This window comes from Methylococcus sp. EFPC2, from assembly GCF_016925495.1.
Taxonomy (GTDB): domain Bacteria; phylum Pseudomonadota; class Gammaproteobacteria; order Methylococcales; family Methylococcaceae; genus EFPC2.
Map to the genome: position 1 here is coordinate 190,564 of NZ_CP070491.1, position 23,291 is coordinate 213,854.

22 protein-coding genes are annotated in these 23,291 nt (G+C 61.5%); 11 read left to right on the top strand and 11 right to left on the bottom strand.

The genetic code is table 11. The features are described from left to right. The first annotated feature begins 51 nt into the window (after nt 1-51). From JWZ97_RS00800 to ureG, 7 genes are read left to right on the top strand one after another with little or no spacing between them, the layout of a single operon-like run. On the top strand, nt 52-867 hold the full coding sequence (locus tag JWZ97_RS00800; RefSeq protein ID WP_240342416.1) for an urease accessory protein UreD: 816 nt from the start codon (nt 52-54) through the stop codon (nt 865-867). Nucleotides 868-876: 9 nt separating this feature from the next. Further along, nucleotides 877-1,179 carry an urease subunit gamma gene (locus JWZ97_RS00805; protein ID WP_205432678.1) on the top strand — a complete coding sequence of 101 codons (303 nt, stop codon included), beginning with the start codon at nt 877-879 and terminating at the stop codon, nt 1,177-1,179. Nucleotides 1,180-1,189: 10 nt separating this feature from the next. After that, nucleotides 1,190-1,507: an urease subunit beta gene (locus JWZ97_RS00810; protein WP_205432681.1), complete on the top strand. Its 318-nt coding sequence runs from the start codon at nt 1,190-1,192 to the stop codon at nt 1,505-1,507. Next, nucleotides 1,504-3,234 carry an urease subunit alpha gene (gene ureC / locus JWZ97_RS00815; protein ID WP_205432686.1) on the top strand — a complete coding sequence of 577 codons (1,731 nt, stop codon included), beginning with the start codon at nt 1,504-1,506 and terminating at the stop codon, nt 3,232-3,234. The genes JWZ97_RS00810 and ureC overlap by 4 nt, the downstream gene beginning before the upstream one ends. Nucleotides 3,235-3,248: 14 nt before the next feature. Then, on the top strand, nt 3,249-3,686 hold the full coding sequence (ureE, locus tag JWZ97_RS00820; RefSeq protein ID WP_205432687.1) for an urease accessory protein UreE: 438 nt from the start codon (nt 3,249-3,251) through the stop codon (nt 3,684-3,686). Then, nucleotides 3,676-4,368 (top strand): urease accessory protein UreF, encoded by a 693-nt coding sequence (locus tag JWZ97_RS00825; RefSeq protein WP_240342417.1) that lies wholly within the window; start codon nt 3,676-3,678, stop codon nt 4,366-4,368. The genes ureE and JWZ97_RS00825 overlap by 11 nt, the downstream gene beginning before the upstream one ends. A gap of 11 nt (nt 4,369-4,379) precedes the next feature. Next, nucleotides 4,380-4,994: an urease accessory protein UreG gene (gene ureG / locus JWZ97_RS00830; protein WP_205432689.1), complete on the top strand. Its 615-nt coding sequence runs from the start codon at nt 4,380-4,382 to the stop codon at nt 4,992-4,994. Between the two features lie 61 nt (nt 4,995-5,055). On the opposite strand, the gene ffh is transcribed toward ureG, so the two are convergent. The 5 genes from ffh to JWZ97_RS00855 form a co-directional block, all read right to left on the bottom strand. Continuing rightward, complete coding sequence (gene ffh, locus JWZ97_RS00835) at nt 5,056-6,417, bottom strand: signal recognition particle protein (RefSeq protein WP_205432691.1); 1,362 nt, start codon at nt 6,415-6,417, stop codon at nt 5,056-5,058. 166 nt (nt 6,418-6,583) lie between these two features. Then, the gene (locus JWZ97_RS00840; protein WP_205432693.1) at nt 6,584-7,453 is read right to left on the bottom strand and encodes an aldo/keto reductase; all 870 of its coding nucleotides are present in this window, start codon (nt 7,451-7,453) and stop codon (nt 6,584-6,586) included. A gap of 70 nt (nt 7,454-7,523) precedes the next feature. Further along, nucleotides 7,524-8,525 carry a dihydroorotate dehydrogenase-like protein gene (locus JWZ97_RS00845; protein ID WP_205432695.1) on the bottom strand — a complete coding sequence of 334 codons (1,002 nt, stop codon included), beginning with the start codon at nt 8,523-8,525 and terminating at the stop codon, nt 7,524-7,526. Nucleotides 8,526-8,534: 9 nt separating this feature from the next. Next, nucleotides 8,535-12,122 carry a pyruvate:ferredoxin (flavodoxin) oxidoreductase gene (gene nifJ / locus JWZ97_RS00850; protein ID WP_205432697.1) on the bottom strand — a complete coding sequence of 1,196 codons (3,588 nt, stop codon included), beginning with the start codon at nt 12,120-12,122 and terminating at the stop codon, nt 8,535-8,537. A 3-nt stretch (nt 12,123-12,125) separates the two neighbouring features. Further along, entirely contained in the window at nt 12,126-13,766 is a 1,641-nt protein-coding gene (locus tag JWZ97_RS00855; RefSeq protein WP_240342418.1) for an NAD(P)-binding protein, read from the bottom strand. Between the two features lie 966 nt (nt 13,767-14,732). Between JWZ97_RS00855 and JWZ97_RS00860 the strand changes: the two genes are divergently transcribed. The 4 genes from JWZ97_RS00860 to JWZ97_RS00875 are packed head-to-tail and all read left to right on the top strand — an operon-like array spanning nt 14,733 to nt 19,199. After that, nucleotides 14,733-15,692: a cytochrome c3 family protein gene (locus JWZ97_RS00860; protein WP_205432705.1), complete on the top strand. Its 960-nt coding sequence runs from the start codon at nt 14,733-14,735 to the stop codon at nt 15,690-15,692. Between the two features lie 20 nt (nt 15,693-15,712). Beyond that, nucleotides 15,713-17,869 carry a hypothetical protein gene (locus JWZ97_RS00865; protein ID WP_205432713.1) on the top strand — a complete coding sequence of 719 codons (2,157 nt, stop codon included), beginning with the start codon at nt 15,713-15,715 and terminating at the stop codon, nt 17,867-17,869. Between the two features lie 59 nt (nt 17,870-17,928). Continuing rightward, nucleotides 17,929-18,555 carry a c-type cytochrome gene (locus JWZ97_RS00870; protein ID WP_205432715.1) on the top strand — a complete coding sequence of 209 codons (627 nt, stop codon included), beginning with the start codon at nt 17,929-17,931 and terminating at the stop codon, nt 18,553-18,555. Between the two features lie 59 nt (nt 18,556-18,614). Beyond that, nucleotides 18,615-19,199 carry a NapC/NirT family cytochrome c gene (locus tag JWZ97_RS00875; RefSeq protein WP_205432716.1) on the top strand — a complete coding sequence of 195 codons (585 nt, stop codon included), beginning with the start codon at nt 18,615-18,617 and terminating at the stop codon, nt 19,197-19,199. A gap of 443 nt (nt 19,200-19,642) precedes the next feature. On the opposite strand, the gene JWZ97_RS00880 is transcribed toward JWZ97_RS00875, so the two are convergent. The 6 genes from JWZ97_RS00880 to JWZ97_RS00905 all read right to left on the bottom strand — a co-directional run bounded on the left by JWZ97_RS00880 (nt 19,643) and on the right by JWZ97_RS00905 (nt 23,176). Then, nucleotides 19,643-20,563 carry a ketopantoate reductase family protein gene (locus tag JWZ97_RS00880; RefSeq protein WP_205432719.1) on the bottom strand — a complete coding sequence of 307 codons (921 nt, stop codon included), beginning with the start codon at nt 20,561-20,563 and terminating at the stop codon, nt 19,643-19,645. Beyond that, entirely contained in the window at nt 20,560-21,264 is a 705-nt protein-coding gene (gene hda / locus JWZ97_RS00885; protein WP_205432726.1) for a DnaA regulatory inactivator Hda, read from the bottom strand. Before hda ends, JWZ97_RS00880 begins: the two co-directional genes overlap by 4 nt. Beyond that, the gene (locus JWZ97_RS00890) at nt 21,261-21,596 is read right to left on the bottom strand and encodes a DUF2069 domain-containing protein (RefSeq protein WP_205432728.1); all 336 of its coding nucleotides are present in this window, start codon (nt 21,594-21,596) and stop codon (nt 21,261-21,263) included. The genes hda and JWZ97_RS00890 overlap by 4 nt, the downstream gene beginning before the upstream one ends. Further along, the gene (gene wrbA, locus JWZ97_RS00895; protein ID WP_205432730.1) at nt 21,593-22,195 is read right to left on the bottom strand and encodes an NAD(P)H:quinone oxidoreductase; all 603 of its coding nucleotides are present in this window, start codon (nt 22,193-22,195) and stop codon (nt 21,593-21,595) included. Before wrbA ends, JWZ97_RS00890 begins: the two co-directional genes overlap by 4 nt. Nucleotides 22,196-22,320: 125 nt before the next feature. After that, nucleotides 22,321-22,668 carry an arsenate reductase (glutaredoxin) gene (gene arsC / locus JWZ97_RS00900; RefSeq protein WP_205432732.1) on the bottom strand — a complete coding sequence of 116 codons (348 nt, stop codon included), beginning with the start codon at nt 22,666-22,668 and terminating at the stop codon, nt 22,321-22,323. Nucleotides 22,669-22,720: 52 nt separating this feature from the next. Then, a complete protein-coding gene (locus JWZ97_RS00905) occupies nt 22,721-23,176 on the bottom strand; it encodes a CBS domain-containing protein (RefSeq protein ID WP_205432734.1) in 456 nt (151 codons plus the stop codon). Nucleotides 23,177-23,291 lie beyond the last annotated feature (115 nt).

Sequence of the window (23,291 nt, forward strand, 5' to 3'; positions counted from 1 at the left end):
GGTAACGACGGATACGGGCCGGAAAGCGGCCCGAATGGCAGGTGCGGGCTAGTGACGAGCGAGGCCGGGAGTTGGCGGGCGGAGCTGCGTCTGGAATTCGCGCCGCGTGCGGGGCGTACGGCCTTGGTCCGGCGTGCCCATCGCGGACCCTTGCTGGTGCAGCGTCCATTTTATCCGGAAGGGACGGTGGCCCACGTCTACCTGCTGCATCCGCCGGGCGGCGTGGCCGGCGGGGATGAATTGTCTATCGAAGCGGTCGCGCAGCCCGGTGCCCATGCCTTGCTCACCACGCCGGCGGCGGGCAAATTTTATCGCAGCGACGGACGGCTGGCCCGGCAGAAGGTCGCCTTGTCGGTCGCCGACGATGCCGCGCTCGAATGGCTGCCGCAGGAAACCATCGTATTCGACGGCGCGGCGCTCGCCGCATCCCTGCGGGTGGACTTGTCGCCGCGCAGCCGCTACGTCGGCTGGGATTTCGTCTCGCTGGGCCGGCCGGCTTCGGGTGAGGTTTATCGGCGCGGACAAGCCGATTTCCGCTTGCGGATTTTTCTGGAAGGCCGGCCGCTGCTGTTGGAGAATTTCGCGGCAGACGGTCGTTTCGCCCGAGAAAACTGGGGCCTGGCCGGACGGCCCATGATGGCGACGATGCTGGCCTATCCCTTTCCGTGCGAGGGCCTGGACGCCGTCCAGGCGCTGATCGCGGACGATAGGGAGCTGGGCGTCACCCTGCTCGACGGCTTGCTGGTGATGCGAGGCATCGGGTATCGCATGGCGCCCCTGCGGCGGACCTTCTGCGAAACCTGGCGGGTGGTCCGGCCCTGGGTCATGGGGCGGGAGGTGTGTTGGCCGCGTATTTGGGCGACTTGAGATCGAATCATGCAATTAACCCCCAGAGAAAAAGACAAGCTCCTCATCTTCACCGCGGCCTTACTGGCCGAGCGGCGCAAGGCCAGGGGCTTGAAGCTGAACCATCCGGAGGCGGTGGCTTTCATCACTGCGGCCATCCTGGAAGGGGCGCGCGACGGTATGAGCGTGGCGGAACTGATGAATCACGGCCGTACCCTGCTGAGCCGCGAGGACGTGATGGAGGGCGTGCCCGAGCTCATCCCGGACGTGCAGGTCGAAGCCACGTTTCCCGACGGCACCAAGCTGGTGACCGTCCACGAACCCATCGTCTGAGGGCCAGGCCATGATACCCGGCGAAATTTTCCCCGCGGAAGGCGAGATCGAACTGAACCAAGGCCGCGAACGGGTCAGCGTGACCGTGGCCAACACCGGCGACCGTCCCATACAGGTCGGTTCGCACTACCACTTCTACGAAACCAACGCCGCGCTGCATTTCGACCGCGAAGCCAGCCGCGGTTTCCGGCTGGACATCCCGGCCGGCACCGCGGTGCGTTTCGAGCCGGGGCAGGAGCGTGAGGTGACGCTGGTGGCCTATGCCGGCCGGCGGCAGGTTTTCGGCTTCCAGCAGAAAGTGATGGGCAGCCTGGAGACGCCGTCATGAGCCGCATCGGCCGCAGCGCTTACGCGGAAATGTTTGGGCCCACGACCGGCGACCGGGTCCGGCTGGCCGACACCGGCCTGATCATCGAGGTGGAGGCCGACCGCACCGTCTACGGCGACGAGGTCAAGTTCGGCGGCGGCAAGGTGATCCGCGACGGCATGGGTCAGAGCCAGATCACCAATACCGGCGGCGCGGTGGATACGGTCATCACCAACGCGCTGATCCTGGACCACTGGGGCATCGTCAAGGCGGACATCGGCATCCGGGCGGGTCGCATACACGCCATCGGCAAGGCGGGCAATCCGGATGTGCAGCCGGGCGTGAACATCGTCATCGGGCCGGGCACCGAAGTGATCGCCGGCGAAGGTAAAATCGTCACGGCCGGCGGCATAGACTCGCACATCCATTTCATTTGTCCGCAGCAGGTGGAAGCGGCGCTGATGTCCGGCGTGACCACGATGCTGGGCGGTGGCACGGGGCCGGCCACCGGTACGAACGCGACGACCTGCACCCCGGGCCCCTGGAATATCCGCCGCATGCTGCAAGCCGCGGAAGACCTGCCCATGAATATCGGCTTGCTCGGCAAGGGCAACGCCAGCCAGCCGGAGGCCTTGCGCGAACAGCTCGAAGCCGGCGCCATGGGGCTGAAGCTGCACGAAGACTGGGGCACCACGCCGGCGGCCATCGACTGCTGCCTGAACGTGGCCGACCACTACGACGTGCAGGTGGCCATCCACACCGATACGCTCAACGAGTCCGGCTTCGTCGAAGACAGCTTTGCCGCCTTCAAGGGGCGGGCCATCCACACCTACCATACCGAAGGGGCGGGCGGCGGACACGCTCCGGACATCATCAAGGCTTGCGGCGAGGCCAATGTGTTGCCGTCCTCGACCAATCCGACCCGGCCCTACACGGTCAATACGGTGGACGAACATCTGGACATGTTGATGGTCTGCCACCATCTGGATCCGGGCATACCGGAGGACGTCGCTTTCGCGGAATCGCGCATACGCCGGGAAACCATCGCGGCGGAAGACATCCTCCACGACCTGGGCGCGTTCTCGATGATTTCCTCGGATTCCCAGGCCATGGGCCGGGTGGGCGAAGTCATCATCCGCACCTGGCAGACCGCGCACAAGATGAAGCAGCAGCGCGGCCATCTCTCGCCCCCTTCCGCCGCTGGGAGAGGGGTTGGGGGTGAGGGTGCTGACAACTTCCGCGCCAAGCGCTACATCGCCAAATACACCATCAACCCGGCAATCACCCACGGCATCGCGCACGAGGTGGGGTCGGTGGAAGTCGGCAAGCTGGCCGATCTGGTGCTGTGGTCGCCGGCCTTCTTCGCGGTCAAGCCCAGCCTCATCATCAAAGGCGGAATGATCGCTGCCGCGCCCATGGGCGATCCCAACGCCTCGATCCCGACGCCCCAGCCGGTGCATTACCAGCCCATGTTCGGAGCCTTGGGCGGTGCGCGCCACGCGACCTCGCTGAGTTTCCTGTCGAAAGCGGCCGTCGAGGCGAGCGTGCCGGCGCAACTGGGCCTGAAAAAAGGCATAGGCGTGGTCGGCAACACCCGCCGCATCGGCAAGCGCGATCTGATCCACAATAACTATCTGCCTCATATCGAGGTGGACTCGCAAACCTACCAGGTGCGGGCCGACGGCGAGTTGCTGATCTGCGAGCCGGCTACCGAGCTGCCTTTGGCGCAGCGGTACTTTCTGTTTTGAACGACGGCCGTGTCATGACCAGCCTCACCGAATTCGCGCCGGCCGGCGCGGTACCGACCGACACGCTGACGCTGCCCTACGACGCCCGGCAGAAGAGCCGCTTGCTGGCGAAGCTGGACGGTGGCGCTAACGTGGGTTTGTTTCTTCCCCGCGGCACGGTACTGCGCGGCGGCGACATGCTCACCGGACCGGGCGGCGAGGTGGTACGGGTCGTGGCCGCGCCGGAGCCGCTCTCGGTGGCCCGCAGCGACGATGCCTTGCTGTTCGCCCGCGCCTGCTATCACCTGGGCAACCGTCACGTGCCGCTGCAAATCCTGGAGGGCGAGTTACGCTACCTGCGTGACCACGTGCTCGACGGCATGCTGTGCGGCATGGGCTTGGTGGTCGAATCGGAGCAGGCCCCGTTCGAACCGGAAGCGGGCGCCTACGCCCACGGCGGCCATGGGCATTGACGAACCCATGTCGGCCGGGCTGCCTCTGCTACGGCTGATGCAGCTGGTCAGTCCGGCGCTGCCCATCGGCATGTACAGCTATTCGCAAGGCCAGGAAAAGGCGGTGGAAGACGGCTGGCTGGCCGACGAAGCCGCACTGGCCGAGTGGCTGGAGGGCTTGCTGGAGGCTTGTTTGGCACGGACCGACCTGCCGGTTCTGGCCCGGCTCTATGATGCCTGGAAAGAGGACGATGGCGAGCGGGTCGCGCATTGGTCGGCCATACTGGGTGCCTGCCGCGAGACCGAGGAGCTGCGTTTGGAAGACCGGCAGACCGGGCAGGCCTTGGCGCGCGTGCTCGGCGGTCTGGGCGTGACGCGGGCCGAGGACTGGATACGTCATCCGCAAGCCTGCCTCGCCACGCTGTTCGCCCTCGCCGGGGTGACCTGGAGCATTTCCCGCGCCGATGTCCTGACCGGCTACGGCTGGGGCTGGCTGGAAAATCAGGTGTTGTGCGCCATCAAGCTGGTGCCCCTGGGTCAGACGGCGGGTCAGCGCCTGCTGATCCGCATCGCCGCGCGCATCCCTCAGGCGGTCGCGCAGGCGGCAAACCTGTCCGACGAGGAGATCGGCGGGTCCAGCCCGCTGCTGGCCATCGCCGGCAGCCGCCACGCATTCCAATATTCCCGCTTGTTCCGATCCTGAGACGAGTATCTATGGCTACGCAAAACAACGTGTTGAGAGTGGGGGTCGGCGGTCCGGTGGGCTCGGGCAAGACGGCCCTGGTGGACGCCTTGTGCAAGTCCATGCGCGAACGCTACCAGCTTGCCGTGGTGACCAACGATATCTACACCAAGGAAGACCAGCAATTCCTCATCCGCAGCCAAGCCTTGCCCGAGGAGCGGATCGTGGGTGTGGAAACCGGCGGGTGCCCGCACACCGCCATCCGCGAGGATGCGTCCATGAATCTGGCCGCGGTGGACGAGCTATGCGAGCGGTTCCCGGACTTGGACTTCGTGCTGGTGGAGAGCGGCGGCGACAATCTGAGCGCCACCTTCAGCCCGGAACTGGCCGATCTGACCATTTACGTGATCGACGTGTCGGCGGGGGACAAAATACCGCGCAAGGGCGGGCCGGGCATCACGCGCTCGGATCTGTTGGTGATCAACAAGACTGATCTGGCGCCGCATGTGGGCGCTTCATTGGAAGTGATGGAGCGGGATGCGCGCAAGATGCGCGGCGAGCGGCCTTTCGTGTTTTCCAACCTGAAAACGGGGGAGGGCCTGCCGGCGATCGCCGACTTCATCGTTCAGCGCGGCATGCTCGGCTAGCCTTTCCCGGCGATGTGCAAAGCGGGGCGACCGCCCGGTGCGGGTGCCCCACGCCGGGTGATCACATCGGCATCTGCGGCCGGCCGATCTGCCCCTTCAGGCCGCGCATCATGTTCATGATGTTGCCTTTCTTGAATTTCTTCATGAGCTTCTGCATCTGCTCGAACTGCTTGAGCATCTTGTTGAGCTCCTGGATGTCGGTGCCCGAGCCATGGGCGATGCGGTTCTTGCGCGAGTTATTGAGCAACTCGGGATCCAGCCTTTCCTTGGGCGTCATGGAGTCGATCATGGCGAGCTGCTGGAACAATTCCTTCTCGTTGACCTTGTCCTTCACGTGCTGGGGCAGGGTGGCCACACCCGGCAGCTTGTTCATCATGGCCATCACGCCGCCCATGGCCTTGAGCTGGTTGAGCTGGTCGCGGTAGTCCTCCAGGTTGAAGGTCTTGCCCTTCTGGATCTTCTTGGCCAGCTTCTCGGCCTTTTCCTTGTCCATCTTGCGCTCGACGTCCTCGATGAGGCTGAGCACGTCGCCCATGCCGAGGATGCGGGAGGCCAGGCGGTCGGGATGGAACAATTCCAGGTTGGCGGTCTTTTCGCCCACGCCCATGAACTTGATCGGTTTGCCGGTGATGTGACGGATGGACAGGGCCGCACCGCCGCGGGCGTCGCCGTCGGTCTTGGTGAGGATCACGCCGGTCAAAGGCAGGGCGTCGTGGAAGGCCTTGGCGGTGTTGGCGGCGTCCTGGCCGGTCATGCTGTCGACCACGAACAAGGTCTCGATGGGCTTGATGGCGGCATGGACGTCCTTGATCTCGACCATCATCTCCTCGTCGATGTGCAGACGACCGGCGGTGTCGACGATGAGTACGTCGGCGTATTTCTTGCGCGCGTAGGCGATGGCGTCCAGCGCGATGTCCACCGGCTTTTGCGAGGCTTCGCTGGGAAAGAAATCGGCCTTGACCTCGCCGGCGAGGGTCTTGAGCTGTTCGATCGCGGCCGGGCGGTAGACGTCGGCGGAGGTGACCACGACCGACTTGCGCTCGTTCTCCTTCAGCCATTTGGCCAGCTTGGCGACCGTGGTGGTCTTGCCCGCACCCTGCAGGCCGGCCATCAGGATCACCGCGGGCGGCTGACAGGCGAGGTTCAGCTTTTCCAGCGAGACGCCCATGATGTTCTTCAGTTCCTCATGGACGATCTTCACCATGGCCTGGCCTGGCGTCAGACTCTTTTCCACTTCCTGGCCCAGGGCGCGATCCTTGACGTGTTCGATAAAATCCTTGACCACCGGCAGGGCAACGTCGGCTTCCAGCAGCGCCGTGCGCACTTCGCGCAAGGTGTCCTGGATGTTGGCTTCGGTCAGACGGCCCTGGCCGCGGATCTTGCGTAGGCTGTCGTTTAAGCGTTCGGTCAGATTGTCAAACATGAGGGCTATACCTTGGGCGTTGGCGCTGGTGGTGGATGTGGCCCGCCCATCGGGCGGCCGCAAATGTGGCCGGCAATTTTACTCGCGCGGATGAGGATTAAAAAGCGCGAGTTTGGAATCTCGGCCATTTAAGGCGGCTGGCGCGGGCTTCCGCTTCCGTATCGGCTCAGGAAGCGGCCGCCGGCTCCCGGTCAAGCAGCCGGCCCACGCTCGCGCATTCGGCCGGTGTCAGCTCGAAGTCGAAAATCGCCAGATCGTCTTGCATGTGCTGTGCGCGGGTGGTTCCGCTCAAGGGAATGATATCGGTCAGCGTCAGATAGCGGTAGAAAACTTGCGCGGCCGAGCGCGCGTATTTGTTCGCCAGGTTCTGCAGAGTCTCGCCGGCGAGAACCTTGGGGTTGGCCGTCAAGGTCCAGAAGCTCTGGTAGATCAGACCTTTTTGTCGGCAGAAGCGACGTATCTCGCGATCGTAGCCGGTGTCGGCATAAAAGCGGTTCTGTATCAGGGCGGGTTTGACCTCGGCCAGGTCGTACAGCCGTGTGAGTGTTTCCAGGGCGTAGCAATTGCTGATGCCGATCTGCCGGGCGCCGCCGCTCTTGCATACCGCCTCCAGGGCTCCCCAGACTTCCATCAACGATGCTTCGTCCGCCAGCGGCGAATGCAACACCAGGCCGTCCAAGTGATCGGTCCGGAGATTGCGCAGCGAGGTCTCGAAGGATTGTGCAACCTGGTCGGCCAGGCGCGCCTTGGGATCGTAAGGAACGCGTTCGGGGTCCTGGCCTTGCAGCGGCGTGAACTTGCTTTGCAGGTAAACGTCTTCCCGGCGCAAGCCCTTGGCGAAGCAGCGAGCCAGTCCTTCGCCGACGCCGGCTTCGTTGTAATGCTTGGGCTGGCAAGCCGTGTCTATGCCGCGAAAGCCGAGCGTGACGGCCTGTTCCACCAGTCCCGCCGTGCGCTCCTCCTTCCAGGCGGTGCCGTAGAGTATGCGTGGCAGGCGCACGCCGACTGCTGAAGTCACGTAGTCGTTTTCGTTCATCTGGGTGTTTCCGGCATGCGCCGATTATGGGTGATGGCGCCGGCGAAAAGATAGCCTGTGAACATGGCGACTACACGTAGGGGCTCTTGTAGCTCTCCAGGACGCGTATGTAATTTGCGCGTTCGAAGGCACCGGGATTGGTAATCTTGTCGTGACTCATGCTTCCCCTCAGCGTGGAAACGGAGGCAAACCCCCGGGTTTCCATCCAGTGTTTCAGGCCGTCGAGCAGGGTGCCGAGGTGAGCCGGGCCATTGCGCAGGAGGGATGAGGTGGTCATCACCACGTCGGCCCCCGCCAGCAGGTATTTGATGACCTCATCCGGTCTCTCCACGCCACGGGTGGCGCCGAGCGAGGCATTGATCTTGCCGTGCAGCAGTGCGATCCAGAGCAGTGGCAGGCGGATTTCGCCAGCTGAACTCAGACTGAGCGTAGGGGCGACTTCCAGGTCGACGATGTCGATGTCCGGCTGATAGAAGCGGTTGAACAACACCAGGGCATCGGCACCGGCGGCGGCCAGACTTTTCGCCATGTGGCCCATGGAGCTGAAGAAAGGGCTCAGCTTGAGGGCGATGGGAATCTCGACGGTGGCTTTCACCGCTCTGACGATATCCAGATAACGCTGTTCCACCTCCGCCCCCGAGACGTCCAGGTCGGCCTCCACCGAATAGATGTTCAGTTCGATGCCTTTGGCTCCGGCTTCCTGCATTTGCCTGGCGTAGTCGATCCAGCCCTGGCCGGTGACGCAGTTGAGGCTGGCGATGACGGGGATATCGGTCGATTCCGAAGCCAGTCTGAGGATGTTGAGATAGTTGTCGGGACCGACCGGGTAGGCGTCGAAATCGGGAAAATAGCTCAGCGATTCGGCGAAACTCTGGGCGCCCGATTCCACCAGGTAGGAGTACGATTCGTTTTCGTGGCGTATCTGTTCTTCGAACAGCGAAGTCATCACCACCGCCGCGGCGCCGCTATCTTCGAGCCGCTTGATGCCGTCCAGGGTTCCGGACAAGGGCGACGAGGACGCGACGATGGGATGCCGCAGTTCGAGACCCATGTAATTGGTAGTCAGGTCCATAACGCCTCCTTATTGTCGGCTCTTGAGGGTGGCATCGGGATGAAATCGCTTGCCGTCCCCGGCCGCCATCTCTTCGTAGATCTCCCATTTCTGGTCGACCACCTGCTGCGCCAGTTGCATCAGGTGTTGGCTTTCTTCCGGGTGCACGCGGGACAGCATCTTGTAACGCAGTTCGTTGAAGGCGTAGTCCTTCAGCTTGATGGTCGGCCTGGGCGAGTCGAGCACGAAGGGGTTGCGGTCGGTCTGGCGCAGCGTGGGGTTGTAGCGTATCAGCGGCCAATGCCCGCTGGCGACCGCCAGATCCTGCTGCTTCAAACCGTGCTGCATGTTGATGCCGTGGGCGATGCAGTGGCTGTACGCCAGCACCAGGGAGGTGCCGGGGTAGGCTTCCGCCTCGCGCAAGGCCAAAAGCGTCTGCTGCGGGTTGGCGCCCATGGCGACGCGGGCGACATAGACACTGCCGTAGGAAATCGCCTGCAGCGCCAGGTCCTTCTTGGCCACCGGCTTGCCCGCGGCGGCGAACTTGGCCACCGCGCCGAGGGGAGTCGACTTGGACATCTGCCCGCCGGTGTTGGAATAGACCTCGGTATCCAGCACCAGGATGTTCACGTTGCGGCCGCTGGCCAGCACATGGTCGACGCCGGACGAGCCGATGTCGTAGGCCCAGCCGTCGCCGCCCATGATCCAGATGCTGCGGCGGACCAGTTGATCGGCCACCGACAGCAGATCCCTGGCTTTTTCATTGTCCAAGCCGATCAGGGCGGCCTTGAGATGCGCCACCCGGATGCGCTGCAGGCGGATTTCCGATTCGGTCACCTGCGGCGCTTCGAGCAGTTCGGCTACCAGATCCGCGCCGATGTAGTCTTTTAGTTCCTTAACCAGTTCGCGGGCCAGGGCGAGATGCTTGTCGGCGGCGAGCCGGAAGCCCAAGCCGAATTCGGCGTTGTCCTCGAACAGCGAGTTGGACCAGGCCGGACCCCTGCCTTCCGCGTTCTTGGTCCATGGGGTGGTGGGTAGGTTGCCGCCGTAAATGGACGAACAGCCCGTGGCGTTGGCCATGATCAAGCGATCGCCGAACAACTGCGACAACAAGCGAACGTAGGGAGTTTCTCCGCATCCGGCGCAGGCGCCGGAGAACTCGAACAGGGGTTCGAGAAATTGCGCGCCGCGCACCGAGGAAAAGTCGACCTTGGAGCGGTCGTTGACCGGAATTTGTTCGAAAAACCCGATGTTGGCCCGCTCCTGCTGCAGGATGGGTTCCTTGGGCTTCATGTTGATGGCCTTGACGCCGGATTGTTGCAAACTCTTGGCGGGGCAGACCTCCACGCACAAGCCGCAGCCGGTGCAATCCTCCAGATAGACCTGCAGGGTGTAGCGCGTCTCGGGAAAACCGCGGGCGCTGATAGGCGCCGACTTGTAGCCTTCCGGCGCCCGTTCTAACTGGGACTGCGGGTAAAACTTGGAACGGATCACGCTGTGCGGACAAACGAAACTGCAGTTGCCGCACTGGATGCAGATGTCCGGCTCCCAAACCGGCACGTAGGCGGAAATGTTGCGCTTCTCCCATTTCGTCGTGCCGCTGGGATAGGTGCCGTCTATGGGCAGCAGGGACACCGGCAAGCGGTCGCCGGCACCGGCCATCATCGGCGCGGTCACCGTCTGCACGAAATCCGGAGCCTCCCTGGGTACGGTCGGCGGCAGTTCCACACGGCTGCTCGCTTGCGACGGAACCTCGACCCGGTAAAGCTGTGCCAAGGTCTGATCGACGGCGATGAAATTCTTTTGGACGACGTCTTCGCCTTTCTTGCCGTAGGTCTTCTGGATCGACTGTTTGATCTTCGCGATGGCCTCATCCCGCGGCAACACCCCGGAGATGGCGAAGAAGCAGGTCTGCATGATGGTGTTGGTGCGGTTGCCCATGCCGGTTTCCCGCGCCACCTGGGTGGCGTTGATCACGTAAAAGGCTATCCCTTTGTCGATGATCTGCTGCTGCAAGGGATGGGGCAGATGATCCCAGACCTCTTCGGGACCATAAGGGCTGTCCAACAGAAAGGTGGCGCCCTGCCGGGCCGATTCCAGGACATTCATCTTCTCCGCGAAGACGAACTGGTGGCAGCCGATGAAACTGGCTGACTGGATCAGATAAGGCGACAGGATGGGCTTGGGTCCGAATCGCACGTGAGAGACCGTGCGCGAACCCGATTTCTTGGAGTCGTAGACGAAATAACCCTGGGCGTGGAGCGGTGTCGATTCGCCGATGATCTTGATGCTGTTCTTGTTGGCCCCGACGGTGCCGTCGGCGCCCAGACCGATGAACAGGGCGCGCACCACGTCGTCGGGTTCGATGTCGAAGCCGGGATCGAACTCCAGGCTGGTCAGCGAAACGTCGTCCTGGATGCCGACGGTGAAGTGATTCTTCGGTGTGTCTTTCTGCAACTCGTCCAGCACGGCCTTGGCCATGGCCGGGGTGAACTCCTTGGACGACAAGCCGTAGCGGCCGCCGACGACCCGCGGCAGTGTCGGGAGCAGGCTGTTGCTGTAGGCTTCGGTTAGGCTGGTGATCACGTCGCCGTATAAGGGTTCGCCGGTCGCGCCCGGTGCCTTGGTTCGATCCAGCACCGCGATGGCTTTAACCGTGGCGGGCAACGCGCCCAGGAAATGCTCCGCGGAAAACGGCAGGCACAGCCGCACGAGGATCACGCCGACTTTTTCGCCCCGCTGCTGCAGGTAATCCACGGTCTCGCGCAGGGTTTGCCCGCCGGAACCGATGATGACCGCCACCCGCTCGGCTTCCGGATGGCCGAAATAGTCGAACAAATGGTATTGCCGGCCGGTCAATTCGGCGAACCGGTCCATCTTGGCCTGCAGGATCGCCGGCAGCCTGGCATAAAAGGGGTTGACCGTTTCCCGCGCCTGAAAATAGATATCGGGGTTTTGCGCGGTGCCGCGGATGAAGGGGTTGTCTGGATTGAGCCCCCGGCCCCGATGGGCCCGGACTTGTTCCGAAGCCATCATCGCGCGGATGTGTTCGTCGGCTATCAAGTAGAGCTTGTTGACCTCATGGGACGTGCGGAAACCGTCGAAAAAGTGGACGAAGGGGATACGAGCCTCCAGGCTGGCGGCCTGGGCCAGCAGCGCCATGTCGTGGCCCTCCTGGACCGAACTGGACGCCAGTTGGGCGAAGCCGGTGTTGCGCACCGCGGCGACGTCGGAATGATCGCCGAAAATCGACAATCCCTGGGCCGCCAGCGAGCGGGCCGCCACGTGCAGGACCATGGGTGTCAGTTCCCCGGCGATCTTGTACATGTTGGGGATCATCAGCAGCAGTCCCTGCGAGGCGGTGAACGAAGTGGTCAGTGCGCCGGTCTGCAGCGCTCCGTGCACCGCCCCCGCGGCGCCGCCCTCGCTCTGCATCTCGACCACCAGCGGGATGTTGCCCCAGATATTGGTCTTGCCCTCGGACGCCCATTGGTCGGCCAGTTCGGCCATGGTGGAGGACGGCGTGATCGGATAGATGGCGCAGATTTCGTTGATGCGATAGGCGATGTAGGCGACCGCCTCGTTGCCTTCCAGGGTTGTAACCTTAGCCGCGTTCATGGCTTAAACTCCAGGTTCTGGGATCATCTCGATGGCATGGCAGGGGCACTGCTCGTAGCAGACCGCGCATCCGGTGCACTTGTCGTAATCGTAACGATAGCGCTGACCGGGGCCGAGCTTGACGATGGCCTGCTCGGGGCAACTGCCGTAGCAGCCGTCGCATTCGAAGCAATTGCCGCAGGAAAAACAGCGCTTGGCCTCGTATTGTGCTTCCGCTTCGCCGAGTCCCTTGACCACTTCGGCGAAGCCATAAGCGCGTTTTTCCGGGTCCAGTGATTCCTGCAGACGCTGCCCGGCCTCGGTGAGATACCACATGTGCAGCTTGTCGAAGCCCACCAGGTCGTGCTTAGGCGCCTTGACGTAGGCTCCGCCTTTCAAATACGCATCGATATGGCGGGCGGCCTTCTTGCCGTGGCCGACGGCCACCGTGACGGTGCGTTCGCTGGGCACCATGTCGCCGCCGGCAAAAATCCCGGCATGGCCGGTCATCATGTTGGCGTCCACTTCCACGACCCCGTCCCGCTTGAACTGGATATCCGGCACGTTTTGCAGGAATGCGGAGTCGGTTTCCTGGCCCAGGGCCAGGATCAGCGCGTCGGCTTCCAGGGTCTCGAACTGGCCGGTGGGTTCGGGATAACCCTCGGCGTTGACCTTCATGACCTCGACCTGGATATGGGTCTCGTCGATCTCCTTGATGGACCTAAGCCAGTTGATCTTGACGCCTTCCTCGATGGCCTCGTCGGCCTCGAAGGCATGGGCGGGCATGTGCGCCCGGTCGCGCCGGTAGATGATCAACGCCTCCTCGGCACCGAGGCGCTTGGCGGTGCGCGCGGCGTCCATGGCCGTGTTGCCTCCGCCGTAGATCGCCACCCGGCGACCGATCGAAGGGGCGTCGCCGGACGCCGCTTGCCGTAGAAAACTGACCGCATCCAGTATCTTGCCCGCATCCCGCGCCGGAATATCCACCCGCTTGCTGAGATGGGCGCCGATGGCGACGAACACCGCATCAAAGCGGCCATTTTCCTTTTCCGCCAGGACGTCCTGAACCTTGTGGTTGAGCCGGATCTTGACCCCCATGTTCTGGATGCGCCGAACCTCCTGATCCAACTCCTCGCGCGGCAGCCGATAGGCCGGAATGCCGAAATGCATCATTCCGCCGGCCATCGGACCGGCCTCGAAAATTTCGACCTGGTGCCCCAGTCGGGTCAAATGATAGGCGGCGGAAAGTCCGCTGGGGCCGGCGCCCACCACCAGCACGCGCTTGCCGCTGGGCGGCGCATCGGGCTGAATGGTCCAGTTCTCTTTCAGGGCCAGGTCGCCGAGGAAACGTTCGACGGCATGAATGCTGACCGGGCTGTCCACCTGTTTGCGATTGCACTGGCTCTCGCAGGGGTGATAACAAACCCGGCCGTGCACCGCTGGCAGCGGGTTGTTGCGCACCAATTCGCGCCAGGCCCGCTCGTACTGGCCGGCCTGCGCCAGCGCAAGCCAGGCCTGGATGTTTTCGCCCGCCGGGCAGGCGTTGTTGCAGGGAGGAAGCAAATCCTGATAGATCGGACGCTGTTTGCGCACGGGCCCGGTGCCTTTGCCATGCATGACCAAATCCGCCGGGCGCGTCATGTCTTTGGGCGTGGATTCCATCATCGCGGTGTCTCCATCAATGTGTTCGGGGTCAAGCGCGGAACGCCGCCCGCGCGTCGTTTACGGTCGGACTTGCCGGAAAGGATAGTCTTAACGTGTCGCCTCGTCCTTGATAAGTACCGAATGTGAGCGGCAGGCCGCCAGCGCCCAGCTATAGTATCCAGCCGGTCATGGCCATTCCGATGAGTGCGGAGCGTGGCGCCGAGCCTCCTCTGGCGGCTGGGGATTCGATCACCAGTCTGAGCAGTTTGCCTGACGGCTGGCGGATTTGGTCCACGTCCATGCCCAATGCGCCCGACAACAACGGTTGTTTTATCGGCGCGCTAACCTGGATGGCGAAGCTGGCTTGCAACCAGATTCCTGCGAAATTAAGGGGTGCCATGCTGATCAGAACTGGCCCTGGAAAATGGGACCCTGGCTTAAGTAATGTTGCCGTTCAGTCTGCCCGTTGTTCCCAGGCACTGAGTTCCGGCGAACTTGGCCGGACCGCTGATTCAATGCAAGAGATGGCGTGGTATTTGCTGTGTTTCGCCTCAAGCAGTCATGTCCGCATAGAAGGTAAGGGCTTAAGGAGCGCGCGCGACTGCGAGGTCTCTTCAAGGAGAAATGCTTGCAATTGGAAATACGAGCCCAACCCGAATGTTTCGTAAATCCGTTTGAGAGCCCATCCGGAACTGATCCACGAGGCCTTCTCGATACCGCGCCGTCGAACTTCCTGCCGACCGTCAAAACGTCCGCCGGGGGGCAGGGTTTCTTGAGTAGTATGGCTCATGGACGATCTCGTTTAGCTTCGTCCGAAGCGTTATTGGAGTAACTGTCAATTTATCAATCACTTAAACGAGGTTCGCCCATTTTTGCGAATTATCCGGGCCAAAAAACTTCACAACAACATTGCACAGGCTTCCGGCGTTTGTCGCCCGGTGTTTTTCCTAATGATTTCCCGTTTTGGTGGGATTAAGGATTAAAACGATGAGATTGGATTACATGGTTATCCCCTTGATGAATAGACTTTCAGCACGCCGCTTTGTCCATCCGTTCGACGGGAAGAGGAGATTCCGACTACCGCATACGTCGGCCTTAAACATGGCCGTCCTGGCCTTACTGGCGATGTTCGTTTGCTTTGGCGAGGCGGGCGCTGCCGAAAAAGCGGCTCCGCCGCCGGCCGGCAAGGCATGCACGTCGTGCCACGACGACTCGGAAGCCAAAGTGCACGCCCATCACAGCGATTGTTTGTCGTGCCACACCGACGCGGAGGCGCACAGAAACTCGAAGAAAATATTGCCGAATAAGGATATTGCTTCGGAAACCTGCTTGACGTGCCACGGTACCGGGAAGGGGCATACCACCGACGCTAACCGGATGAATTTCGCATTCTCCGAGCACAATAAGGCCGGCGTGAAGTGCGCAGACTGCCACGGCATACATAAACCCAAGATCGGCGAGGACTCAAATATCGCTAATCTGAAAATGGACAAGAACGCCCAGCTTTGCGCTACCTGCCATCAGGACATACTGGCGCGCTTCAACATGATTTCGCACCACCCGTTGAGGGAGGGCGCTATCTCCTGCACCAACTGCCATAACCAACACGATAGCAAGCAAACGACCCTGGTCAGCAAGACAGAGCAATGCACCAAGTGCCATCAGGCTGTCCGCGGACCGCATGTGTTCGAGCACCCGCCCGCGGCGGAAGACTGCGCCAACTGCCATAACCCGCACGGCACGCCGAACCGCAGGCTGCTCGAAGTCGCCATGCCGATGCAATGCCTGCAGTGCCACTCGCTACCCAACAATCGCCACGGACAAACTGCAAGCACTGACACCGGCAATATCACGACCGAAACCATTTCGGGAGCCGTACTGCGTAATTGTGTGAACTGTCATGGCGCGATCCACGGAAGCGCTTTCGATCAGCACCTCAGGCATTGATGGATAGGGAATCAGACACCATGAAAACCACAACATTGTTCAAGTTTGCCGTGTCCTTGTTGGCGATCCAGGGCATCGACTTGGCTTCTGCCGCGGAGAAGTCGGCGGAAAGCGGCAACACTGTCAGCGCGGAGGTAACGCCCAAGGCCTATTACTTCGACTATTACAAAGGCGTAGGCAGCGACAAAACGCAGTTTCTGGAACGCTACAACTACCAGATGAGCGGCGGCGACAACCGGTCAGGCTTTTATCCCGACGCCGATTTGCGCCTGCGAGTGACGAATCCGCAGCGCGATGTGTTCTCGCTGGAGCGGCAGGGTTTCGGCATCTATAACCAGCGGGGAACCGCCAAGGCCAACACCGAGTTGTTCGGTGTCACCGGCTATTATTCGATGTTTCGTTCGGCCACCGGCGGAGTGGACTTTCTCTATAGCCCCAATCAAGTTGCCGGTGGCACCGATCCGGCCTATGCAGGACCCAGAAATAACAACACCGGCAGCGGCTACGTGTCTCGTTTCAACGACAACTCCGGTCAGACCTTGTACAAGATCGACCGCTCCACCTACGGTGGGGGCATCGCCCTGAAGCCGGAATTGTTTGGCACGACCGTTACCGGCCGGTTCAATTACGATGGCTATCAGCGTGATGGCAACCGATTCGGTACCTTCGCACTGGGTGGCTCCGACGTCAGAGGGGGCTTCGCCGGAACTGTGCAGCGTTGGCGCGGATTCGACATGCCGGTCGATGAGCAAATGAACCGCTACTCGCTCAATCTAAGCGGCGCCTCGGGTAACTTGCAGATTGCCTATGACGGGTCGGTGGAAAAATTCAACAATCAGGCGAAGGATTTCACCGTCGCCAGCTTCGCGCCATTCAGCGCAAACATCGTCCCTAGCAATCATCCCGTCGACTACATGCCGGACAGCACATTGTTCACGAGCGGACTACGCATGACCAAGTTATTCGGCCGTACTACCGTGGCGGCGGGTTATGGCATGTCTCTGCTCAAGCAGGATTCGTTCACTCAGAACCAGCTAGCCGCGGGTTATGACAAGGGCGAAATCATGACCAATAACGCCTACCTCAACTTGAATTCCGCCGAACTGTCCTGGGTAGGGCTGGAAGGCTACGCCAAGTATTACAACCGGGAAAACGACTCGACTTTTCCGGCGACAGGACTGTTGAGCGCCACGACGGATCAGACTCTCGGAGTACGCATCAACACGATCCAGTCTTTCACTTACGGGGCGTCCGCCACGTTCCGCCCACCCGTGTTCAAGTCCACCGTGACCGTCGGATGGAAGGGTGAGGACAAGGACCGGGATCTGACCTGGACCGCAACCTCCAAGGTCGCGCCGACTTTGAATGGCATACAGCCGCAACGGTCTTTGTACAGGCAGCAGTCGTTCTCCAACGAGGGCTACATCACTTGGGTGGCGCGCCCTTTAAATGGACTGATCGTCCGGATAACGCCGTCCTACCTTAACGCCAGCCAGACCGGATTGGTCACGGAGCCGGGGGAATCGGTCAGTTTGAAGACCAAGATCAACTACGCGTTCGATGAGCGCACGGCGCTTAGCTTCTACTACAACTACCGCAATAAGAAAAACGACAACAATAGCCTTACTTACGCGCTTACCGTGCCGACCAAGGTCGATGGAGCCTCGCTCGAACAAAGCACCGACAATACGCAGCAATCGTCCGGCATCTCGCTGAGCTTTACTCCCAACGAGAGTTTGTCCACCACTGCCACCCTGGGATGGCTGCGCAACGATTTCTCGTCCTACTTCATTTCTTCCAACCGCAGGCGCTTCGAGGCACCGAACAATCCGGTATGGTTCAAAACGCGGGACACGCCCAACTACCTGGTCGATACCTATGTGTTCTCGGTCGGCGCCGATCTGCAAGTGAACAAAGCTTTTAACTTGAGCGGTGGCTACACCCTATCGCACGCCAAGGGGCACAACACGACCGGCTATATCGCGAGCAAGCTCCCCACCATCGATGAGCAGGTGGACAATACCCTGCAAACCTTGGCGTTGGGGGCGGATTACGCCTTCAACAAATTCACCAAGCTCAAGGGTTCCTATTCCTATGACTACTACGATGACCAAATCTACAGCACGTTGACCGGGGGTTACCACACGGTGATGGTCGGTGTTGCTCTGGGTTTTTAAGGAAAGCGGCGGTTGTCACACTCCCTATAAACGACATTAAAAATTAAGAGGCTGAAACTATGAAAAACAAACGCAGCGTGTACATCGTGTTGGCTAGTAGCGCCCTGTTCGGCCTAGCGCTATCGGCGCCTGCTTCGGCCGCCGAAGTGGACAAACTGGTCGAAGCCTGCAGTGCTTGCCACGGAAAGGAGGGGGCCAACTCGGAAGTGGACGTACCGATCCTAGGCGGAACTTCCGCGGAATATCTCAACATCAGCCTGACCGAGTACAAAAACAAGGAACGGCCTTGCGTGGAGACGAAAATCCGCGACGGCGCCAAGAAAGGCGGCAAGACCGACATGTGTCAAGTGGCCGGCGAGTTGAGTGAAGGCGACATCAAACAACTGGCCAGTTATTACGCGGCGCAGAAATTCGTCCGCTCCGCACAGAAATTCGATCCGGCGCTGGCCACCAAGGGCAAGAGCCTCCACGAAAAAGGTTGCGAAAAATGCCACTCGGAAGGGGGCAGCCTCGCCAGCGACGACGCGGCCATACTGGCGGGCCAGAAAATGGCTTACCTGGACGCAGCGTTGAAGGACTTCGTCGAGGGAAAGCGCCCGATCCATAAAAAAATGAAGCCGAAGATCGAGGAACTCGACAAGGAAGACCTGGAAGCCTTGGTCCATTTCTACGGCAGCGCGCACTAGGGCGACTCGATCGAGACGAATCCGCCGCTTACCGTGCGGCGGAATATTAAAGGTTGACCATGTCGGAAACTACTCCATCGACGCGCAATAGCCTTTGGGCGGTCTTGCGCCGCCCGAGCGCGCGCTACTCGCTGATATCCTTGCTGGGCACAGGCTTCATCCTCGGCATACTATTTTGGGGAGGCTTCAACACAGGGATGGATGCCACCAACACCCTGGAATTTTGCATTTCCTGCCACGAGATGCGGGACAATGTTTACCAGGAGTACCAGAAAACCGTCCACTACAACAATCGCACCGGCGTGCGCGCGGTCTGCTCCGATTGCCATGTGCCCAGGGACTGGACGCACAAGATTGTCCGCAAGCTGCAAGCCTCAGGCGAAGTGTGGGGGACCTTGGTCGGCACTATAGACACCAAGGAAAAATTCGAAGCCAAGCGGGCGGAAATGGCGCAACACGAATGGGATCGGATGAAGCGTACCGATTCACGCGAGTGCCGCAACTGCCACCGGTACGATGCCATGGACATGGAATTGCAAGACAAGACCGCAAAGAAAAAGCATGGGCAAGCGTCGGCGGAGGAATCCGGCAAGACTTGCATAGACTGCCATAAGGGTATCGCTCACAAGCTGCCGGAAGAGTAAGGCTTGAGCGGGAAATAAAGTGACGTATTCTTGCTGCCGGCTTATTGTTCCGAATGGTGAAGTGGCCCCCGAATTTCGGGCAGGGGGTTAAGCGTAGTAATCGGCCCGATGCTGCAAATCGCGTCAAAGCAACGCGGCGCGACTCTTTTGGGGCAAGGTAAGAAGTAATCGATTGGTTAACTCCATATCCAATCTGGCACACCCGATACCGAGAAAAAAGCGGAGTCAATTTGCAAAGCGCTCGGCCCTTGCGGGGCGGGACGTTGCGGGCTTGGGCGACCTAGAATGGGGGGCTCGCTTTTCGAGCAAGCCCATGCGCGGCGTAGACGTGCCCCAAACTTTTACCGGGCAGGTTCCAAGTGTTTTTCACCGGTCTGCTAAACACCTCGCGGGGCTGAGTCCTCGTTAATGGAGTGTCCCTCGACGCGTAGTAAGCTCTTGGCTTACTGGTCTTGTTGCAGCTTGAGCTCCCGTAGTTTCATGAGGGCGTAGACCGCTTCCAGATGGGGAATCGCGACGCCCAGGCGCAGTCCGTAGCGCACCGCGTTGCCGAGGATGGCTTCCGTTTCCATGGGACGGCCGGCTTCGAAGTCGAGCAGCATGCTGGTCTTGTAGGGCGGCATCTTGTGGGTGCTGGAAATGTTCACCTCGACGATGTCGTCCGCCAGCGGATGGCCGCTCGCCTTGGCGATGGCGGCGATCTCTTCCATGATGACGCGGCAGAAGGCTTCCTGGGTGTTGAGTATGTCGGAGGTGGCCAGCCCCCCGGACAGCACGGACAGCGGATTGAAGGCCGCGTTCCACACGCATTTCTGCCAGCGCGCGGTGGTAATGTCCTCGCTGGCTACGCAGTTGATGCCGGACTTCTCGTAAGCCGCCGCCAGGGCCTGGGTTTTTTCCGACAGCCCCTTCGGATAGTTGCCCAGGGCGAGTCGGCCGTAGGCCTGGTGCCAGATTTTGCCTGGCGCGGTGCGGGTCACGCAGATGAAGGCCAGACCGCTGATAAGTTCGTTGTCGGGGAAGGCCTCGGCGATTTCCTGTTCGATGTCGATGCCGTTGGAAATCAGCACGATGGCGGTGTTCGGACCGACGGCGTTCTTCAGCAGGCCGATGCGGTCGGCGCCCTCGACCACCTTGATGCAGAGCAGGATATAGTCCGGTTTTTCGCTCAGCTCGGCTGCGCTGCGCACGACTTGGTGCGGGACGAAGTCATAGACGTCGTTCTTGGTCTGGATCTGGATGCCGTGCGCCTTGACGTGCTCATAGTCCGAGCGCGCAAGCACCGAGACCGCGATGCCTTGCCGTGCCAGCAAAGAACCGTAGAAGCTGCCTACGGCGCCGGTACCTATCACCAATACGTTCATGGGTTTTCTTCCAAATAAGTCTTGAGGAAAGGAATGGTCAGTTTCCGCTTGGCTGCCAGGGTGGCGGTGTCGAGTTGTTCCAGATGCCGACGCAGGTGGGCGGGGTCGCGCCGGCAATGGTTCAGCAGAAACCGTCCGACCGGTGCGGGTAGCTCCAGGCCCAGCGACTGCGCTTGCAGGGCGAGAGCGGCCAGCAGGTCGTCGTCGTCGAGGGGGCGAAGGCGCAGGGTCAGGCCCCAGTTGAGCCGGGTGAGCAGGTCGGGCAGTGCGATGGGGAGTTCGGCCGGCGCCAAGTGCGAGGATACGATCAAGCGATGGCCCGCGTCGCGCAGCCGGTTGAACAGATCGAACAGCCCGTGCTCCCATTCGTTGCGCGTGGCGATAGCCTCGATGTCGTCCAGGCAGACCAGGGTTTGCCGTTCCAGTCCCTCCAGCATGCCGGCGCCATGGTCGGCGAGCTCCGCCAGGGGCAGATAGAAGACGCTGGCATCGTGCTGTTGGGCCTCGCCGCAGCAGGCGTGCAACAGATGGGTCTTGCCGGATCCCGAATCGCCGTGCAGGAAGATGAAGCTCTCGCCCGTGCCGCTGGCGCAGCGGCGCAGATGGTCCACGACCTCGGCGTTGGCGCCGGCATGGTATTCCGCGAAGCCGTGCCGCGGGTTGAAGGCGAGGCGTAGCGGCAGTTGTCTGGGCAGACTCATGACGAGGGTTGCGAGCGCAAGCGGAACAGGGCGCCGAGGAAGAGCGTCAGGCTGAATCCGATTTCCAGCCCGGCCGGGATGCGTTCGGCCGGACTGGTCAAGGCGCCCACGCCGTGGATGAAATAGACCAGGCTGAGCACGGCCAAGCCCAGATAGCTCGTGCGACGATCGTACAGCAGACCGCGCAGCCACGGCAGCAAGGGTAGGGTGGAGATCATCAGCAGCAAGGCGGTGGGCGGCTTGTGGGGACCGCCAGGCAGGATGCTCCAGGCGATCCACAGTCCCAGCAGACCGAAATAACCGACCAGCGCCCCGACACCCGGCAAACTCATCGCGCGCCGGCGTTCTTGAGAGCCAGGGCTACGTTTGCCAGCCGTGCGCCGAAGACGCGGCAGAGTTTCTTCTCGTCTTCCGTCATGCCGTCGTCGTCGCGCCCGGTGTGGCGGCTGGGGCCGTACGGCGTGCCGCCTGAAACGGTGTCGGTGAGCGCCTGTTCGCGGCTGGGGATGCCGACCAGCACCATGCCGTGATGCAGCAAGGGCAGCAGCATGGTGATCAGAGTGGTTTCCTGCCCGCCGTGCATGGACGATGTGGCGGTGAACACCCCGGCCGGCTTGCCCGTCAGCGCCCCGGAAAACCACAGCCCGCTGGTGCTGTCGAGAAAATATTTCAGCGGTGCGGCCATATTGCCGAAGTGGGTGGGGCTGCCCAAGGCCAGGCCATCGCAATTTTTCAAATCGTCCATGGTCGCATAAGGATGGCCGGAGGCCGGTATGCTGTCCTCGGTGGCTTGGCACACGGGCGATACTTCAGGCACCGTGCGTATCTTGGCCGTCGCGCCAGGAACTTCCTCGACCCCGCGGGCGATCTGGTTGGCCATGTCGGTGGTGGAGCCGTAACGGCTGTAATAAAGGATCAGGATTTCAACCATGCGGTTAACTCTTGGATAGACGGTGTGGTGGACATTCGTGCTGCCCGCGGTATCGCGGGCGCCGGAAACAAGGGGAGGCCTGGAGTGGTATCTCGACTTAAGTAATTTGCCGCCCTACGGGGCGATCACAGAATTTCCAGCACTTTTTCCGGCGGCCTTCCGATGACGGCCTTGCCATCGTGGACGACGATGGGCCGCTCGATCAGTATGGGGTGTTGCACCATCGCGGCGATCAAGGCCTTGCGATCGAGCGACGGGTCATCCAGCCCGGCCTCCTTGTAGATGGCCTCGCCCTTGCGCATCAGCTCGCGTGGTTCCATGCCGAGCAGGTTCAGCAGGTTTTCCAGCTCTTCGGCGGTGGGCGGTACCTTGAGGTACTCGACCACTTCCGCCGCGGAATTTTTTCCGCGCACCAGTTCGAGGGCCGCGCGCGATTTGCTGCATCGGGGGTTGTGATAAATGGTCAGGCTCATGGCATGGCGATTCCGGAGGGTGGACTAGGCTCGTGCGCAGACGATCGGGGGCTCAGACCGGCGGACGGACGCGTTGTTCGCGTTGTTGTTCGCGGGCGATCAGCTTGGTCAGTTCGCCCAGCTCGCCGGCCAGGATCTCCAGCAAATCGTCGCTGGAGATGATGCCGGCCAGTCCTCCTTGCTCGTCCACCACAGGCACCCGCCGCACGCCCTTGCCGCGCATGCGTTGCAGGGTTTCCCAGAGACCGTCCGATGCGCGGGCGGTCAGCAATTCGTAGCTCATGATGTCGCCGACGGCGACCTCGTCCGGATTGAGCTCGGCGGCGAGAATTTCGATCACCAGATCCCGGTCCGTGAGGATGCCGACGGGCGCGACCACACCCTTGCTGTCTTCCACCACGACGATGCTGCCGACGTGGTGTTCGCGCATGAGTTTGGCGGCTTCGACGATGGAGTCCTGTTTGCGGACGATGACGGTCTCGCGGTTGCAGAATTGGCCGACAGACATGGTTTTCTCCGGGCGGTTTCGATAGCGAGGCGGCATTCTAACCGTTTTGTTGGGGCGGATTCGAGCGGTGTTCCCGGCCAGGCCTATCAAGATGTACCCCGCGGCGCGATGGGAC

Bases quoted from the DNA above. Each gene is read 5' to 3' on its own strand.
- JWZ97_RS00805 (WP_205432678.1), top strand. From the start codon at position 877: ATGCAATTAACCCCCAGAGAAAAAGACAAGCTCCTCATCTTCACCGCG.
- JWZ97_RS00810 (WP_205432681.1), top strand. From the start codon at position 1,190: ATGATACCCGGCGAAATTTTCCCCGCGGAAGGCGAGATCGAACTGAAC.
- ureC (WP_205432686.1), top strand. From the start codon at position 1,504: ATGAGCCGCATCGGCCGCAGCGCTTACGCGGAAATGTTTGGGCCCACG.
- ureE (WP_205432687.1), top strand. From the start codon at position 3,249: ATGACCAGCCTCACCGAATTCGCGCCGGCCGGCGCGGTACCGACCGAC.
- JWZ97_RS00825 (WP_240342417.1), top strand. From the start codon at position 3,676: ATGGGCATTGACGAACCCATGTCGGCCGGGCTGCCTCTGCTACGGCTG.
- ureG (WP_205432689.1), top strand. From the start codon at position 4,380: ATGGCTACGCAAAACAACGTGTTGAGAGTGGGGGTCGGCGGTCCGGTG.
- ffh (WP_205432691.1), bottom strand. From the start codon at position 6,417: ATGTTTGACAATCTGACCGAACGCTTAAACGACAGCCTACGCAAGATC.
- JWZ97_RS00840 (WP_205432693.1), bottom strand. From the start codon at position 7,453: ATGAACGAAAACGACTACGTGACTTCAGCAGTCGGCGTGCGCCTGCCA.
- JWZ97_RS00845 (WP_205432695.1), bottom strand. From the start codon at position 8,525: ATGGACCTGACTACCAATTACATGGGTCTCGAACTGCGGCATCCCATC.
- nifJ (WP_205432697.1), bottom strand. From the start codon at position 12,122: ATGAACGCGGCTAAGGTTACAACCCTGGAAGGCAACGAGGCGGTCGCC.
- JWZ97_RS00855 (WP_240342418.1), bottom strand. From the start codon at position 13,766: ATGATGGAATCCACGCCCAAAGACATGACGCGCCCGGCGGATTTGGTC.
- JWZ97_RS00860 (WP_205432705.1), top strand. From the start codon at position 14,733: ATGAGATTGGATTACATGGTTATCCCCTTGATGAATAGACTTTCAGCA.
- JWZ97_RS00865 (WP_205432713.1), top strand. From the start codon at position 15,713: ATGAAAACCACAACATTGTTCAAGTTTGCCGTGTCCTTGTTGGCGATC.
- JWZ97_RS00870 (WP_205432715.1), top strand. From the start codon at position 17,929: ATGAAAAACAAACGCAGCGTGTACATCGTGTTGGCTAGTAGCGCCCTG.
- JWZ97_RS00875 (WP_205432716.1), top strand. From the start codon at position 18,615: ATGTCGGAAACTACTCCATCGACGCGCAATAGCCTTTGGGCGGTCTTG.
- JWZ97_RS00880 (WP_205432719.1), bottom strand. From the start codon at position 20,563: ATGAACGTATTGGTGATAGGTACCGGCGCCGTAGGCAGCTTCTACGGT.
- hda (WP_205432726.1), bottom strand. From the start codon at position 21,264: ATGAGTCTGCCCAGACAACTGCCGCTACGCCTCGCCTTCAACCCGCGG.
- JWZ97_RS00890 (WP_205432728.1), bottom strand. From the start codon at position 21,596: ATGAGTTTGCCGGGTGTCGGGGCGCTGGTCGGTTATTTCGGTCTGCTG.
- wrbA (WP_205432730.1), bottom strand. From the start codon at position 22,195: ATGGTTGAAATCCTGATCCTTTATTACAGCCGTTACGGCTCCACCACC.
- arsC (WP_205432732.1), bottom strand. From the start codon at position 22,668: ATGAGCCTGACCATTTATCACAACCCCCGATGCAGCAAATCGCGCGCG.
- JWZ97_RS00905 (WP_205432734.1), bottom strand. From the start codon at position 23,176: ATGTCTGTCGGCCAATTCTGCAACCGCGAGACCGTCATCGTCCGCAAA.